Annotated in this window: 21 protein-coding genes; 20 read left to right on the top strand and 1 reads right to left on the bottom strand. The window is 67.0% G+C overall.

From position 1 onward, the window contains the following. The first annotated feature begins 16 nt into the window (after positions 1-16). From AB0323_RS11240 to AB0323_RS11160, 17 genes are all read left to right on the top strand, one after another. Positions 17-1885: a DEAD/DEAH box helicase gene (locus tag AB0323_RS11240; protein WP_366177385.1), complete on the top strand. Its 1869-nt coding sequence runs from the start codon at positions 17-19 to the stop codon at positions 1883-1885. Positions 1886-1982: 97 nt separating this feature from the next. Continuing rightward, positions 1983-3059 (top strand): hypothetical protein, encoded by a 1077-nt coding sequence (locus AB0323_RS11235; protein ID WP_366177384.1) that lies wholly within the window; start codon positions 1983-1985, stop codon positions 3057-3059. A 202-nt stretch (positions 3060-3261) separates the two neighbouring features. Beyond that, positions 3262-3435, top strand: coding sequence for a hypothetical protein (locus AB0323_RS11230; protein WP_366177383.1), 174 nt, complete (start codon positions 3262-3264; stop codon positions 3433-3435). Further along, entirely contained in the window at positions 3432-3731 is a 300-nt protein-coding gene (locus AB0323_RS11225; RefSeq protein ID WP_056387543.1) for a hypothetical protein, read from the top strand. The genes AB0323_RS11230 and AB0323_RS11225 overlap by 4 nt, the downstream gene beginning before the upstream one ends. 89 nt (positions 3732-3820) lie before the next feature. After that, on the top strand, positions 3821-4339 hold the full coding sequence (locus tag AB0323_RS11220; RefSeq protein WP_366177382.1) for a hypothetical protein: 519 nt from the start codon (positions 3821-3823) through the stop codon (positions 4337-4339). Positions 4340-4380: 41 nt separating this feature from the next. After that, the gene (locus AB0323_RS11215; RefSeq protein ID WP_366177381.1) at positions 4381-4761 is read left to right on the top strand and encodes a hypothetical protein; all 381 of its coding nucleotides are present in this window, start codon (positions 4381-4383) and stop codon (positions 4759-4761) included. Continuing rightward, positions 4758-4958, top strand: a complete 201-nt coding sequence (locus AB0323_RS11210) for a hypothetical protein (protein WP_056387535.1) — start codon at positions 4758-4760, stop codon at positions 4956-4958. Before AB0323_RS11215 ends, AB0323_RS11210 begins: the two co-directional genes overlap by 4 nt. Beyond that, positions 4955-5224, top strand: coding sequence for a hypothetical protein (locus tag AB0323_RS11205; RefSeq protein WP_277798881.1), 270 nt, complete (start codon positions 4955-4957; stop codon positions 5222-5224). Before AB0323_RS11210 ends, AB0323_RS11205 begins: the two co-directional genes overlap by 4 nt. Then, the gene (locus AB0323_RS11200; RefSeq protein ID WP_366177380.1) at positions 5221-5853 is read left to right on the top strand and encodes a hypothetical protein; all 633 of its coding nucleotides are present in this window, start codon (positions 5221-5223) and stop codon (positions 5851-5853) included. Before AB0323_RS11205 ends, AB0323_RS11200 begins: the two co-directional genes overlap by 4 nt. A gap of 58 nt (positions 5854-5911) precedes the next feature. Beyond that, on the top strand, positions 5912-6253 hold the full coding sequence (locus AB0323_RS11195; RefSeq protein ID WP_056387525.1) for a glutaredoxin family protein: 342 nt from the start codon (positions 5912-5914) through the stop codon (positions 6251-6253). After that, on the top strand, positions 6253-6738 hold the full coding sequence (locus tag AB0323_RS11190; RefSeq protein ID WP_366177379.1) for a hypothetical protein: 486 nt from the start codon (positions 6253-6255) through the stop codon (positions 6736-6738). The genes AB0323_RS11195 and AB0323_RS11190 overlap by 1 nt, the downstream gene beginning before the upstream one ends. Beyond that, on the top strand, positions 6735-7079 hold the full coding sequence (locus AB0323_RS11185; RefSeq protein WP_366177378.1) for a hypothetical protein: 345 nt from the start codon (positions 6735-6737) through the stop codon (positions 7077-7079). The genes AB0323_RS11190 and AB0323_RS11185 overlap by 4 nt, the downstream gene beginning before the upstream one ends. Before the next feature lie 202 nt (positions 7080-7281). Further along, complete coding sequence (locus tag AB0323_RS11180) at positions 7282-7692, top strand: WhiB family transcriptional regulator (protein WP_142133561.1); 411 nt, start codon at positions 7282-7284, stop codon at positions 7690-7692. 143 nt (positions 7693-7835) lie between these two features. After that, positions 7836-9134: a replication-associated recombination protein A gene (locus tag AB0323_RS11175; protein WP_366177377.1), complete on the top strand. Its 1299-nt coding sequence runs from the start codon at positions 7836-7838 to the stop codon at positions 9132-9134. Next, positions 9131-9385 (top strand): hypothetical protein, encoded by a 255-nt coding sequence (locus AB0323_RS11170; protein WP_366177376.1) that lies wholly within the window; start codon positions 9131-9133, stop codon positions 9383-9385. Before AB0323_RS11175 ends, AB0323_RS11170 begins: the two co-directional genes overlap by 4 nt. Further along, entirely contained in the window at positions 9378-9713 is a 336-nt protein-coding gene (locus tag AB0323_RS11165; protein ID WP_366177375.1) for a hypothetical protein, read from the top strand. The genes AB0323_RS11170 and AB0323_RS11165 overlap by 8 nt, the downstream gene beginning before the upstream one ends. Positions 9714-9890: 177 nt before the next feature. Then, complete coding sequence (locus AB0323_RS11160; RefSeq protein ID WP_366177374.1) at positions 9891-10550, top strand: methyltransferase; 660 nt, start codon at positions 9891-9893, stop codon at positions 10548-10550. A 20-nt stretch (positions 10551-10570) separates the two neighbouring features. Here AB0323_RS11160 and AB0323_RS11155 read toward each other — a convergent pair whose 3' ends face one another. Then, positions 10571-11671: a hypothetical protein gene (locus tag AB0323_RS11155; protein WP_366177373.1), complete on the bottom strand. Its 1101-nt coding sequence runs from the start codon at positions 11669-11671 to the stop codon at positions 10571-10573. Between the two features lie 235 nt (positions 11672-11906). Between AB0323_RS11155 and AB0323_RS11150 the strand changes: the two genes are divergently transcribed. The 3 genes from AB0323_RS11150 to AB0323_RS11140 are packed head-to-tail and all read left to right on the top strand — an operon-like array spanning position 11907 to position 14196. Next, a complete protein-coding gene (locus AB0323_RS11150; RefSeq protein ID WP_366177372.1) occupies positions 11907-12440 on the top strand; it encodes a hypothetical protein in 534 nt (177 codons plus the stop codon). Continuing rightward, positions 12440-13561, top strand: a complete 1122-nt coding sequence (locus AB0323_RS11145; protein WP_366177371.1) for a hypothetical protein — start codon at positions 12440-12442, stop codon at positions 13559-13561. The genes AB0323_RS11150 and AB0323_RS11145 overlap by 1 nt, the downstream gene beginning before the upstream one ends. Continuing rightward, a complete protein-coding gene (locus AB0323_RS11140; RefSeq protein ID WP_366177370.1) occupies positions 13558-14196 on the top strand; it encodes a hypothetical protein in 639 nt (212 codons plus the stop codon). The genes AB0323_RS11145 and AB0323_RS11140 overlap by 4 nt, the downstream gene beginning before the upstream one ends. Positions 14197-14267 lie beyond the last annotated feature (71 nt).

Raw genomic sequence — 14267 nt, 5'->3', positions numbered from 1 at the left:
GAGGAGGCCGCACACCATGACCACGACCATCGCACCACCGCAGCCGTCACCCGCGCCCATCGTGCTCAAGCCCTACCAGCAGCAGATCCACGACTTCCTCGTGAGCCGCCCCTTCGCCGGAGCCTGGCTTGGTGTCGGAGCCGGGAAGACGCTTTCGACCCTCAGCGTCCTGCAGACAGTCCGGCCGATGGGCCACATCCTCGTCGTCGCACCGATCGCGATCGCTCGCTCGACCTGGCTAGACGAGATCGACAAATGGGGATTCCCGATCCGAACCAAGTCGCTCATCGTCAACGAGAACGACCGGAAGCTGCCCAAGGAGAAGCGACTGGAACGCTTTCGGGAAGTCTTCTCCGACCCGCCGACGATGTACTTCGTCAACCAGGAGTTGCTGACCCAGCCCTCCCAGGGTTCGCGTCTGCTCCAGCTGACCGGCGACCCCACCGGCGATGCCATCGCCGCCGGGATCTCACCGGAGGCCGTGCGGCTGCGCGGCCTCATCGAGACGATCGGACCAATGGCCCAGGAGCAGCTGATCGGACACTTCCTGCAGCTGGCTGCCGGGCAGTCCGGAACCAAAGTCCCCACCAAGACCGCTGTCAAGGAGGCGATCAGCGAGCTCGTCACCCGCGGTGCGCTGGAGCGCGAGAGCCACGACTGTCGCAGCTGCGGCGGCGACGGCTGCGCGCAGTGCCGCTACGGCCTGGTCGACCAGATGCCGATCCAGTCCATCAACGGACAGGACACCCTCATCTGGCCGTTTCAGACGGTAATCATCGACGAGTCACAGGGCTTCAAGTCCCACAGCAGCGCCCGGTTCAAGGCCTTGAAAGCGGTCCGCCCGGCCATCACGCGGCTCATCGAGCTGACCGGCACGCCGAGCCCGAACGGGCTGCACGACCTGTGGAGCCAGATCTCCCTGCTCGACCAGGGCGAGGCCCTGGGCCGGACCATCACGGAGTTCCGCAACCGGTGGTTCATCCCGAAGATGGTGCCTGGCACCACCACCCCGGCGAAGTGGATCCCAACCCCGAACGCCGAGGCTGAGATCCATGAGGCCATCAGGCACCTGGTGATGAGCGCGCAGAACACCAACCTCAACCTGCCGGGCCTGACGATCCAGGACGCCAACGTCACCCTCCCGCCGGACCTCATGCAGGCCTACAAGGAGTTCAGGCGCGACCTCGTGCTCGACGTCGTGAAGACCTACCAGTACGAGGACGGCAAGCTCACCCAGAGCGTTGAGTCGATCGTCGCCGAGAACCAGGCGGTCCTCACCAGCAAACTGATGCAGTTCGCCTCGGGGACGCTCTACACGGCCGACCCGGAGGACCCGGCGACCAAGGGCCAGTACGAAGTTATCCACGACAAGAAGCTCGAAATGGCGGAGTACCTGGTGCGCAACAGTGGGGGAGACCCCGTGCTGGTCGCGTACCACTTCCGCTCTGACCTGGAGCAGCTGATGGCGCGCTTCAAGAAGGCGGGCATCGACGCGCAGGTCTTTGACGGCTCGCGGGAGATGGTCCGCCGGTGGAACGCCAAGCAGATCCAGGTGATGCTGCTGCACCCCGCGGCGGCCGGCCACGGCCTGAACCTGCAGGACGGCGGCTCGACGATGATCTGGTACACGCTGCCGTTCTCGCTCGAGCACTACCTGCAGACCAACGGCCGTCTCTACCGCACGGGGCAGACCAAGCCCGTGGTGATCCACCGGATTATCACCAAGGGCACTCAGGACGAGCGGATGCCCGGAGTCCTGGCAGAGAAGCAGCAGGTCCAGGACGACCTCATCTCGGCTGTGTCCGGCGAGGAGGCGATCCTCGTCGCCCTCGAGGAGGAGATCCAGGACGACCTCAACGACCTGTGGGTCTCCGAACGGGTCTGACCAACCCATTCCGAACCGCGGAGCGCCAGCCACACGCCGGCGCTCCGCGGCGCACCACCCCGACCCCAGTGCCACCCGGCCCGAGGAGGACTGATCCATGAATGACCCGAAGCACCAGGCCTGGCCCGACGGAGCGCGCGTGCGCTTCACCGCCGAGGCCAGGGAAGCCATGCAGGCGCGGCCCGGAACGAAGCCGCTGCGCGCACCGGCCCTCGGGCCGAACACGGACTACACGATCGACAACACCGACGACGGCCTGCACGACGTCGGGCTGCGCGAGACCGGGGAACGCTACGGCGTGCTCTGGCTCCAGAGCGCAGAGCACGAACCCGTCGACCCCGACGTCGCGCTGCTCGAGGAGCTCTTCGACCGCGAGCTGCCGGCCAGCTTCGACCCCGCCCGGGGGACAAGGAGCGTCACTCGCCATCACGGAGCAGGGATGGCCACAGCCGGAGCCCGGCCCGCCACGACCGTAGTTCCGCGCGGCAACTGGATGCAGACCTACACGGGTCGCCGGTTCTACCCGCTGGACCCGCGGCCCGAGGACGTGGACATCGCCGACATCGCACACGCGCTGTCCATGCAGTGCCGCTACAACGGCCACGTCCGCCGGTTCATGTCCGTCGCCGAGCACTGCGTACTCCTCTCGCGAATCGTCGCCCCGGAGCATGCGCTCTGGGCGTTGCTGCACGACGCGACAGAGGCATACGTGGGCGACATGGTCCGCCCGCTGAAGCTTCACATGCCGGAGTACCGGGCCGTCGAGGACGGCGTCATGGTCGCCATCGCCCAGAAGTTCAGCATCGACCCCGCCATGCCCGCCGAGGTGAAGCACGCCGACTCGCGGATCCTGCTCGACGAGCGCGCGGCGCTGCTGGGCGAGCCGGCGGGGGACTGGGAGGTTCCAGGTCAGCCCTTCGGGATCGAGATCCAGGCCTGGAGCCCGGATGCTGCCGAGCTCGAGTACCGCCTGCGCTTCGCCGAGCTGACTGGAGACCCGGCCGGTCTGCCCGTCGGGCTGTGCGGAGACCGGGAGGACCACCTGCCCCACACCCACCGCAGCGCCTCGCTTGGCGGGCTCTGGTGCTCCGCTGACCAGGACTCCCGCCTCCCCTGGGCCGCCGAACGTCGGCAGACCCAACCCGGAAACGCAGGAGAACAGCCCCATGGCTGAGACCAGGATGACCGGGACGGAACGCATCGCAGCTGGTTCATGACCGACCGGTGACCGGCACCCTGCGGGTGCTGGTCACGGGAGGGCACAGCGTCGGGGTCGGCAGGGCCGACCCGGGTGCCGGGGCAGTGATGTCGGGGGTCGGGTCCCGGCCCGGTCCCCCCTCATTGCCACGACACCACAACGAGAAGGAGCGAGTCCCATGGCTGAGCAGCCCATCTACCGGCTCCCGCCTGCGGGCTGGTCGGACTTCGGCGCACACATAGACCAGCCGGAGGGCCGCCTCGAGTTCTCGGCCGAGACCGGCGAGGACGGGATGCCGCTCTGGGAGTGGCCCATCGACATCCGTCACGACGACCAGGAGGTCTCGCCATGAAGGCGTACAGCACGCAGACCGAACGCACCTACGATTCCTGGGAGGACCTGGTGGCCGAGGAGGCCAACGGCTACGGCGTCGTGGTGATGATGCAGGCCAAGAGCCTGAAGTCCGCCAGCCCCCAGACCTACTCGCGCCTGATTGGGCCGTTCGACGACCAGAAGAAGGCCCGGAACAAGGCCGCAGCCGTTCGCCGCGCCTGGAAACGCGCCAAGGACCGCGACCCCCGTATCCAGCTGCTGGGCGTCTCGGTCGAGCCCATCTGGCCCGACCTGCGCTTCGGCACCAGGAACTGAGACCTAATTCCACAACCAGCGCCACGGGCGCGCTGTCGGGGCCGACGCTCCGCAGACCATCAACGACACGACCGACGAGGACATCCGCCATGACCATGACGACCACCGCCCGCCCCGCACCTCCACGCCTGCAGGACCCGCTCGACGCCGTGATGCGCAGCTGCCTGCGCGATGACGCAGTCTGGGCCGAGGTCACCACCACGCCGGCCGGCCTCAACCAAACCGAGCACTGGCTGAAGACCACCGCCTCAAGCATCGACCAGCAGCTCTCATTCCGCCAGGACGACGCCGAGATCTGGCGGCTGTCCCCGCCGGATCACAGCACACAGCTGATCGAGTTCCTCGAGTGGCGCAAGGGCGCGCTCTACCTCAAGAGCCTCTGCGAGAAGCGCCTCATCGACATCAAGCGCCTGCGGACCGCCGACGAGGAGCGCGCCGAGGAGATGAAGGTCCTGCTGGTCCGCCTGGAGCAAGCCGTCGTCGCCCACGAGGGCGAGCTGATCGGAGACGAGGACCTGTACGGAGCCCTCGACCGGATCTCGCTTCCCGGCGCGGACGCGCCGACCCTGCGGGAGTACCTCCAGTTCCGCGACGGCTCGAAGGACTGACCCAGACCACACGACCGCAGCCTCGCCGCGGCCGGGTCCCTGTGGGACGGCGGCGCGACGGGGCTCCTCGATCCCGGGCCAAGCGGCCCGGCGGAAAGAACCGCATGACGCCCCAGACCACCACGACCACCGCAGAAGAGCTCGTCCCTGAGATCGAGCAGACCCTGCTCGATTCGCGGGCGTACCGTGCCCTGCACGAACGCCGTGGGGTGCACGAGCACTCCGAGCCGACGGAGCTGAGCGACCACGAGCGCACCGTGATGCTCGACGTCACCCTGGCGCTGCTCATCCGGCATCGGCTGCCCATCGACGCCGACCGCGCCGCGAAGGCGGTGGCCGCCGCGCAGACCGCCGATGCCCGCACGTGGGCGGCTGGCTGCGCCCGCCACATCGCCCGCGTGGCGGAGGAGAAGAACCCATGAGCCGAAAGCGCAGGCAGCACTACTCCACCGAGGGCTTCCGGCCGTCGGCGAATCCCGAACAGGCGCACTGGATGCGGGAACTCCGCAAGTCCAGTGCGACGCAGCGGCACACCCCCAAGCCCCGCAAGGGCACCCGCCGCGAGCGGGAGCGACAGGCGATCCGCGACCAGCAGCGACACCGAGGAGACCACCCATGACCGACAACAACCGAGGGCCCGCAACCGGAATCGCGCTCGACGCAGAGTCACTGCGCGCCGAGCTGCGGGAGGCCCCGGAGGCCCACGGACTCGATCCGGAGCAGGCGGCGGAGATCGCAGCGCTCCCGGACGGACAGATCAACAGCTGGATACACGAGCTCGCCGCGCGCGACGACGCCTTCTGGGCGCTTTACGACGGGCTCCGCCGGCGCACCATCGCCCATCTCGCCGAGATGCACAGCACAGCCAAGGACGTGGAGCCGTGAACGCGCCCCTGCCCGACTGGTGGGTCGACGCGACGCCGGACGGCAAGCGCGCCAAGCACCCCGGCAAGCACGAGGTCTACGTCTACGGCCAGCAGCGCGCAGACGGCATGGCGTGCATCGGGTGCAGCTGGCAGCACAGCACGGTCATGTCGACACCAGCAGCCATCGCCCGGCACGACGCCGACCAGCACCTCGAGCACGACCACGGGCTCTGGGTGCCCATCCATCGCGGCCCCCTCGCGGGCACCTGCCCGTGCGGGAAGCCCGGGCTGTACGCCGACTCGGTGCTGCGGACCAATGTCCGCGCAGTCCTCCAGCAGGCGCAGCCGTGGAGCCCGACACCGGACCAGCTGGCGGACCTGCTCGTCGGCGCGCTCGTGCCCGACCACGGCATCCTCGTAGCCTTTACAGCCGAGCAGCAGACCGAGTCCGACTGGGAGCTGGGCTACAGCGCCTCGTACACCGACCTCGCTGCCCCCGAAGTGCTCGGCCACCGCCTGAGCGAGCGGGAGCTCGCCGAGCTGTACTTCCAGATCGAGGCCATGGGTGGACTCGGCGAGGAACCCGCCCGGCAGCTGCGCGAGCGTGTGGCCCAGCCCGGACTGTTCGACCTGGAGCCCGACGTCTGAGAGCCAGGGCCTCCACACCACAACGACCCCAGCAGGGGAGAGAAGGAAACCAAGTCCCATGACCCCCACCACGATCGGCGACCTGCCCCGGACCGCCCACACCGCGCCGAAAATCACCATCTACGGGCCGGCGGAGTGCCCCAACTGCGACAAGGCCAAGAGCCTGTTCGATCGGCAGCAGCCCGCGATGCAGTACACCAAAATCGACATCGAGCAGGGCGATGAAAACCACCGCCACATCACCGAAGACCTCGGATACGCCCAGGCACCCGTGATCGTCGTCAAGCTGGCCTCCGGCCGCACTGTCCACTGGGGCGGGCACCGCCAGGACATGCTCACCGCCCTCGTCCGGCTGTGCACCAAGGGCATCGTCCCGGAGGACCGGAAGGCGGCGTCCTGATGGCAGCGGCGCAGCAGCGCCTCGGCCTCAGCATCACCGCCCGGCAGGCCGACATCCTGCTCGACACGCTCGTCGACAAATCCGTCGAGACGGACCACTACCTGCTGTCCTATCCCAAGGACGAGCCCGACAAGACCGACACCTGCTGCGACGCGCACCTGGCCCGGTTCGAGCAGCGCGCACTCCAGCGCAAGGCGCTGCTCGAACGGAAAGCAGAGGTACAGCACCTCATCGCGCTCATCGAGGCGATCCGGCCGGCGTTCGAGGCCTCCGGGTCCTCCCCGGTAAGCACCACGGCCGTGGACCTGTCCGGCGTGACGCTCGTCTACCGGGACACGGCAGGCAAGACGCACGAGCAGCCGCTGGCCGACATCGGATCCGCCGGGACCCTCATCGACCCCGACAGCGGAGACGACCTCGAGCTCATCGCCGCGCTGGTCGCAGCAGACCCCACCCGAACCAAAACCCAGGGAGCAACCCCATGAGCCTGCGCATTGACAGCCTTGCCGACGTCGTCCGCGGAGCTGTGTCCGGCGGCGACACCACCCGGGAAGACTTCGAGCGTGCGCTCGACCAGGTCTTCCCCCGGGATCAGCTCGACCCGTTTGAGGGCACCGGCAGCGAGGAGTACCTCGTCGGATGGACGATCGACCAGGATGCTGCATCGCCCGCTGAGGCCGCTAGCAAGGTCTGGCGGGAGGTCTTCCAGCGCGGACCATGGCAGCCCAGTGCTGACGAGGGCTGCGTCTTCACGATCTCTCGTGGGGGCCAGCGTGTCGAGATTGACCTCAGCGACGAACACTTCGCGCACCTTTTCAGTGACTAAAAGGAACAGCGGGAGCAGCGCGCGGCGCAGCCGCCCCGGAGTACAGGACGGAAGCCTCGCGCACAGAGCCCCGGAGGAATGGGATCCTCCGGGGCTCTGTGCCCGCACACCCCGAGAACGAAGTACCGACACACGCACGACAACTTCTAGGAGGAGCCACGGTGCACGCACAGCAGAACACCCGCCTCCCGGCCGCACCGTCATGAGCGGCGAGGACCCCGACGAGAAGTGGCGCAGGGATGCCCTGTGCGCAGAAACAGACCCCGACGCGTTCTTCCCGGAGAAGGGCGGCAACACCACCGACGCCAAGAAGGTCTGTGCCCAGTGCGGGGTGCGCGCACAGTGCCTGGATTACGCGTTGAGCGCCGACGAGCGCTTCGGCATCTGGGGCGGACTCAGCACCGCCGAACGCGACCGCCTTATCAAGACTTCACCGGTGGCACACCGTAGCGCCGCCCAGGCGCAAAAGCAGGAACGCGACACCCTCATCGTCGCGATGGCCGGCAGGGGGATCGACCCCCGGACCATCGCCGACATGGCCGAGGTCACCGACCGCACCGTCTACCGGGTGCTCGCCCGGCACAAGGAGCGGGAGGACGCCGTCTCCGCCTGAGCGCAGCACCGTCAATTGAAAGGACTGCCATGCCACTGTTCCCGCGCCGCTTCGGGCAGCAGAACCTGCTGCCCGCGGCACAGAGCGAAGAAGCCCGGGTCGAGGCCGAGATCGCCCGCCTCGAACCAAAGAAGGAGTAGACCATGAGTGCCATCCAACCCCTGGCCGCCCGCATGCGGCCCACCTCCCTCGACCAGGTCGTGGGCCAGGAGCACCTGGTCTTTCCCGGCTCGCCGCTCGAGCTGCTCGCCCAGGGCGAGGGTGCGACCTCTGTCCTGCTTTGGGGTCCGCCCGGCGTCGGCAAGACCACCATCGCCTCGGTGATCGCCCGCCAGACCAGCCGCCGCTTCGTCGAGCTCTCTGCGACCAGCGCCGGCGTAGCCGATGTCCGCAAAACGCTCGCCGGAGCCCAGAAGGCCCTCGACGACGACCTCCAGCCGCTCGTGTTCATTGACGAGATCCACCGCTTCTCCAAGGCGCAGCAGGACGTCCTCCTGCCCGCCGTGGAGGCCGGGGTCATCTCGCTCATCGGCGCGACCACCGAGAACCCGAGCTTCTCGGTCAACTCGGCACTGGTCTCGCGCTCAATCCTGCTGGTCCTACGCCCTGTGGAGGACGGCGAGGTCGTGAACCTGCTCTCGCGTGCCCTAGAGGAGGACCCGGTCCTCTCAGCCACCGGGATCGGGTTCGCCGACCCCGCGCTGCAGATCATTGCAGGGCTGTCCAGCGGCGACGTCCGCCAGGCGCTGAACCGGCTGGAGACCGCTGTCGCAACTGCGCAGGCCGCAGGCAAGAGCGTCGTCGACCGCGAGGTGCTGGAGCAGGTCACCGGCGCTGCGCTGCAGCGTTACGACCGCGATGGCGACCAGCACTACGACGTCGTCAGCGCATTCATCAAGAGCATGAGAGGCAGCGACCCGGATGCGGCCCTGCACTGGCTGGCCCGGATGATCGAGGCGGGGGAGGACCCGAGGTTCATCGCACGGCGCTTGGTGGTGCACGCCTCCGAGGACGTCGGCATGGCCGACCCCTCGGTGCTGGGCATCGCAGTGGCCGCCGCCCAGGCAGTCCAGCTGATCGGTATGCCCGAGGCGCGGCTCAACCTCGCTCAGGCAACTGTCGCAATCGCCACGGCCCCCAAGTCGCCGGCCGTCATCCGCGGCATCGACCAGGCGCTGGAAGACGTCCGGCGCGGCCGGACCGGGAGCGTGCCGGTGCACCTGCGCGACGCGCACTACCCGGGCGCGAAGGGCCTCGGGCACGGCCAGGGCTACCTCTACCCGCACGACCACGAGCACGGCGTCGTGGCCCAGCAATACCTGCCCGACCGGGCCCTCGGCACCCAGTACTACAGGCCAACCGCCAATGGTTTCGAGCAAACGGTCGCCAACCGCCTGGCGGGAATCCGCCGGATCACTGACGAAATGGGAGAGCAGCCATGAGCGCCAACCACATGCCGCCCGCGCTGGGAGCCATCCTGGCCGACCACGACCGCGGACCGGAGTACGCCCTCGTCAAGTGCATCGGCGACGACTTTACCTGCAGTGCCAGGGAGCGCGTCGAGCGCAGCGCACACACGACCGACGAAGAGATCACTGCCGTGCTCGCCGGGCGCGGGTGGTCCGTCGGGCCAACACTCTGCCCGCAGCACAGGAGAGGATCGGACCAGGAAGGATCGACTTACCATGACTGACCGGACTCCTGACCCCCGCGGGAGCCTCGACGAGCGGCTGTCGAGGGAGCTGGGCATCGACGTGACAGCCGTCGAGGCCCACGCCCGGCTGCGCCTGGACCTGCTGCGCATGCAGCGGGGGCAGCCCGGGCAGTTGGGATATGTCCTGCTCAACCGCCGGCACCATCCGAATGCGGCCGTGGTCTTCGCCTCGCCGGACGAGGCCCGTCGGGCGAGGGGGTCCCACACGCTCATCGACTCGCTCTGCAAGGAGGACTGCCTCGACACTTCTGTCCCGGATCCTGCCACCCTCTCCGACCTTGCCTCACGCGAGGTCATACTGCCCTGACACGGGTGTCGGCGCGACTTCTACAGTGGAACAGATTCCACTAGGATCACATATTGAACCGATTCGCACGAAGCGCGCGCCGGAGACCGGCGACCTTTCGCAAGGAGCGCTGCGTACCAGCGCCGCCAGTGTCTCCGTTCCCTTGCACACGTACCAACGATCGATAGGTTCCCTTGAATGAACGACCAGGAAGTGCGCCGCGGCGCTGGCGTCTACAATAAGCCGATCCTCGAGATCTACGACTTTGTGGTCGTCCGGCTCTCCAACTCATTGGCCTGGCGCTGCCCAAGCGTACTGATGTTGGCCCAGTACGACCGCCTCCTTGGACGCCGCCACCTGGACGTCGGGCCCGGCACGGGCTGGTATCTCGCAAACGCGCAGATGCGCGAGGACGCAGACGTCGTGCTGATGGATCTCAACTCCAACAGCCTCGACAGCGCCTCCGCCAGGATCGTCGGCGTCACACACAGCCGTCTGGTCGCCAACGTGCTCGAACCCCTCCCGGAAGACATCGGCCTGTTCGACTCAATCGGCGTGAACTACCTGTTCCACTGCGTCCCCGGCACCTGGGCCGACAAGGGCGCAGCCTTCGGCCATCTTGCCGAGAGGCTCGCTGACGACGGAGTTCTGTTCGGTGCGACCATCCTGGGCAGCGGCGTACGGCACAACCTTGGAGGCAAGGGCCTCATGGCGCTCTACAACCGGCTCGGGATCTTCCACAACCGCCAGGATGACGCCGAGGGCCTACGGGCAGCGCTGGAAGGTGCCTTCCGGGAAGTCCAGGTCAACGTCGTGGGAACCGTCGCGGTGTTCAGCGCGCGCGAACCACGCCGCTGAAGGAGAAAACTCCCGAGCGCCTAAAGATCCAGCCGGAGCACCGCATCCCGTCCCTGCACGCCGGAGCGCACACCCAGGACCGTCATCCCGATGGATTGGACCGAACCGTCGCTCCGGCGCAGGTCCACCTGCATGTACCGTGAGTTCTCGGTGTCCTCCGCAGCGGCACGAATGAAGGCCTGCACCTCGCCGCAGTTGTCGACTGTGAACTGGCCCAGACCGCCGACATGGCGGAAGCCGCCCTCGCGCCACGAGGTCGAGGTCATCAGCAGTTCCAAGGTCTCGACGTCGACAACGGCCATCGGCTCGCGCGTCAGTGACATGACACCCCGCAGTACGTCGTCCACACGCCCGGCCTTGACGTCCCGCACGAACGCCATGTCATGGAATGAATCCGGCACCTCGTAGCTGAAGCCCTGGATCAGGATCTTCTCATCGCCCGGCTTGACGGGCACGATCTGGCCGACCAGCCGCAGGTGCCTGCGTCCCCGCGATTCGGAGCCGTACCCGGTGACCACGTCGTAGGTCAGGCAGCGGATGGTGCCCGTAACGCCCATCTCGCCCACGCCGGTCAGGCCTTCCTGAATACCGTCCCGGACCAAGCTGTTGACGCGCATCTGATCCGACTTGCTGATGAGTTCGTTGGCCCATTCGCCTGCCTGCCAGTAACCCCGGCTTTGCTGGTCCACGCCGGGCTCCACCGCATAAATGTCGTAAAGCGCCCGGTCCCAGTAGGTGCGTCGCTGCTGTGTGGGCTGGAGGTTTCCGTCCAGCTCGATCTCCCACTCCCAGCCGCCCACCAAAGGCCGCTCCGGGATGGCCGCCCCCGCCGGCAACACGAGGGCGAATGCGCCGACGACGCTTCCGGAGCGGGGTGACAGTTTGGGCTGCACGACCACGAACCACTCCTGGCCGTCGTGCAACACCTTCTCCGCGATGCCTGTCTTGGTCCGGTAAACCTGGGCGAGCCTGTCCTCCTCCAGCAGCAGTTCCCTCGGGATCCGTCGCATCTGCTTTCTGGCCGAACTTGGACCGCAGGGTTGGCCGCCGACCAGCACAAGCTGCTTGCCGTCCTGGCCGCAAAACAGGCCCCATGATCCAACGTCGAAATATGCTCCCACAGGCTAGACGCCTCCTAATACCGGGATCATTGATGCCGGGCCTGTCGACCCGCCGATGGGACGGGTTGCGCCGATCACCCGTGCGCTGCCCTCAGGCTGTCGTGCTTGAGACACTTCCGTCACGCTGATCCCCGCCATGCGATAATATCCTTTACAACCAAGTTACGAGACTCGAACCCCTTCGTTGGCAAACGACTGGCGGTGTCTCTTTTCTCTTCATTACAGAGGATCGCTGATGCCTGCCTTCATTTCGACTCTTGTCGAGCCTATCCGGCTCTTCGCGCACCTGCGCCGGTCCTCCGGCCGTCACGGTAACCAGCCTGCGCGCTGCGACCCGGACCGCCATCAGTTCGACGCATTCGACTGGCCGTCTGAGACCACCCTCGAGGCCCTCGGCAAAGCCATCGCCGCAGCATGCGGCCTCGGGATCGTGATCCGGCCCATCCCTGACGAAATGCGCCACCACGAGGTCAGCGGCCTCACCACTGTAATCGGACGAGTAGCCCACGTTTTCTACGACCCCGAACTCCCGCCCCTCAACAAGGAGCAGACGATCCTTCACGAGTACGCCCACATCCTGCACGGCGACGTCCGTGCCGACACCGACTGCACGCACTTGCGCAGCATGTTCGACGATCCGGTGGAGAAGCGCGCCGAGACAACCGGCATGCGACTGATGGAGGCCCTGCACCGTCGGCGGCGGACATCCGAGGAGCAGAGCGAGGTGCTCGCCTTCCTGTCCGGATCAAACGAGGACGGTGAGATCTGATGACTGAGATCATCATTGTCGGTATCACCATGGGCCTGATCATCATCGTCTCCGCCCTGTACCAAGGACGCCGACGCCGGGTCAACCTTCTCAGGGTCACCTGTGTCGCGCTCTTCATCGCCACGGTCTGCCGCGGCATGGAGCCTCCCTTAGACGGACCTGCCGTCGACCTCCTCAAGCGCCTTGCCATCCTGACCGCCCAGGTATCCGTGGTGCTGCTCATCCTCATGTTCCGCGCGACTCCGCTTTCACGACGTGCAAACCGGTTCATCTACCTCTTCGCCGGGATCATCGCCCTGGGCGAGGCCGTGCTGGTGTGGTTCATCCCCGTCCATACCGACGGCACCATCTACGACCGGGTCGACATCGACGCCGCCCTTGCCCACAGCCAGGCCTGGGCACTGATCTCCTACAACTTCCTGTACCTCTCTGCATTCGCCGCGGCAACGGCCGTAGTTGCCGTCGGCTGTTGGCGGACCATGACGCAGAAGAACCAACCCTTCTCCGCCCGCCTTCCGGTTGCATTCGTCTTTACGGGGGCCATCGGATCTGCCCTGTTTATCGGCTCATCACTCCTGGACCTCTTTGGCAGTCCGGTCGTCGGCGGAACTGAACTGAGGACACAGCTCCTCGTCACCGTTGTCAGCTTCTTCTTCCTGGGACTCGCAACAGGGGTCATCCGCCGCATCAGCATAGAAACGCAGGTGAGGGTCGCGCTTCGCCTCGCGCACGAGGTCGTCGTACCTCTGTGGCGAACGACCACCACTCTTCACCCCGACGTAAAGCTTCCGCCTGAAGACCGGCAGGGGTTCGATCAGCTGATGACGCTCTCAAGGCTCACCATCGAAACCCACGACGCGCTCAGACTCATCCGCGAGGACCACGACCCCGCACTGGAACCCCTGCACAGGCAGCACCCCGAGGATCCGCACCTGTCGGCGGGGCTGGTGCGCCATCTCAGCGGCGAGAACGCCGTTCCCAGCCTCGGGTGGTTCACACTCGCCCTGAGCCGGCTCCGCACGCTCAAGCTGAAAGACGACGAAACCCTGGCCGCCTCTGTGCAGAGCCTCTACGAAATCCGTGTTGCGATGAGTGCCATGAATGGGACGGACGGGCGATGACCGGGAACGGGACGAAAATCCGCATCCCCGCGGCCGGCGATCCTGCGACCCGGGCCGCCCGGATCCTCAGTGACGTGTTCGCGCCCGCTGTGTCCGTGTTCCTCATCTGCGTCCTCTGCGGCGTCACAGGCCACCCGCATACATGGGTTGGTCTCGGATGGGGCATCCTGATCGGCTCTTTCTGCGCAGTGATCCCGACAGCAACCATCCATGTCGCCGTGCGGCGCGAGCAGCTCACCGATCGACACGTCACCCGGCGCGATCAGCGCTGGTGGGTCTTCCTGGTTTGCGTGGCGTCTGTGCTTGGAGGCATGGCAACGGCGGTGCTGCTGGACGCACCGCGCCCGCTGCTGTGGATCCTGCCGACGATGGTCGCCGGGCTCGTCCTTGCCGGGGGAGTGACCCTCCTGGGACCAAAAGTCTCCATGCACGCGTTCTGCTTCACCTCCCTCGTCGTCCTCGCGGCGATGCGTCTCTCGCCCTGGTGGCTGCTTGCCCTCCCAACCCTGCTGCCCGTGGTCGCCTTCGCCCGGCTGAAGCTAAAGCACCACACACGCCTCGAGCTCGCATTCGGATCCGGCCTGGCGGCCGCCGTGATGCTCGGAGCCAGTGCGTACATGCCCACCGCCGGCTAGGACTGCCCGCCGCTCCGGCGCAGCGGGAAATGTGCCGATGCCACCGCATTGGAAGATCTTCCACTAGTATG

This window comes from Arthrobacter sp. NPDC080031 (genome assembly GCF_040702485.1).
Classification (GTDB): domain Bacteria; phylum Actinomycetota; class Actinomycetes; order Actinomycetales; family Micrococcaceae; genus Arthrobacter.
This window is presented reverse-complemented; position numbering and strand designations above follow the sequence as displayed.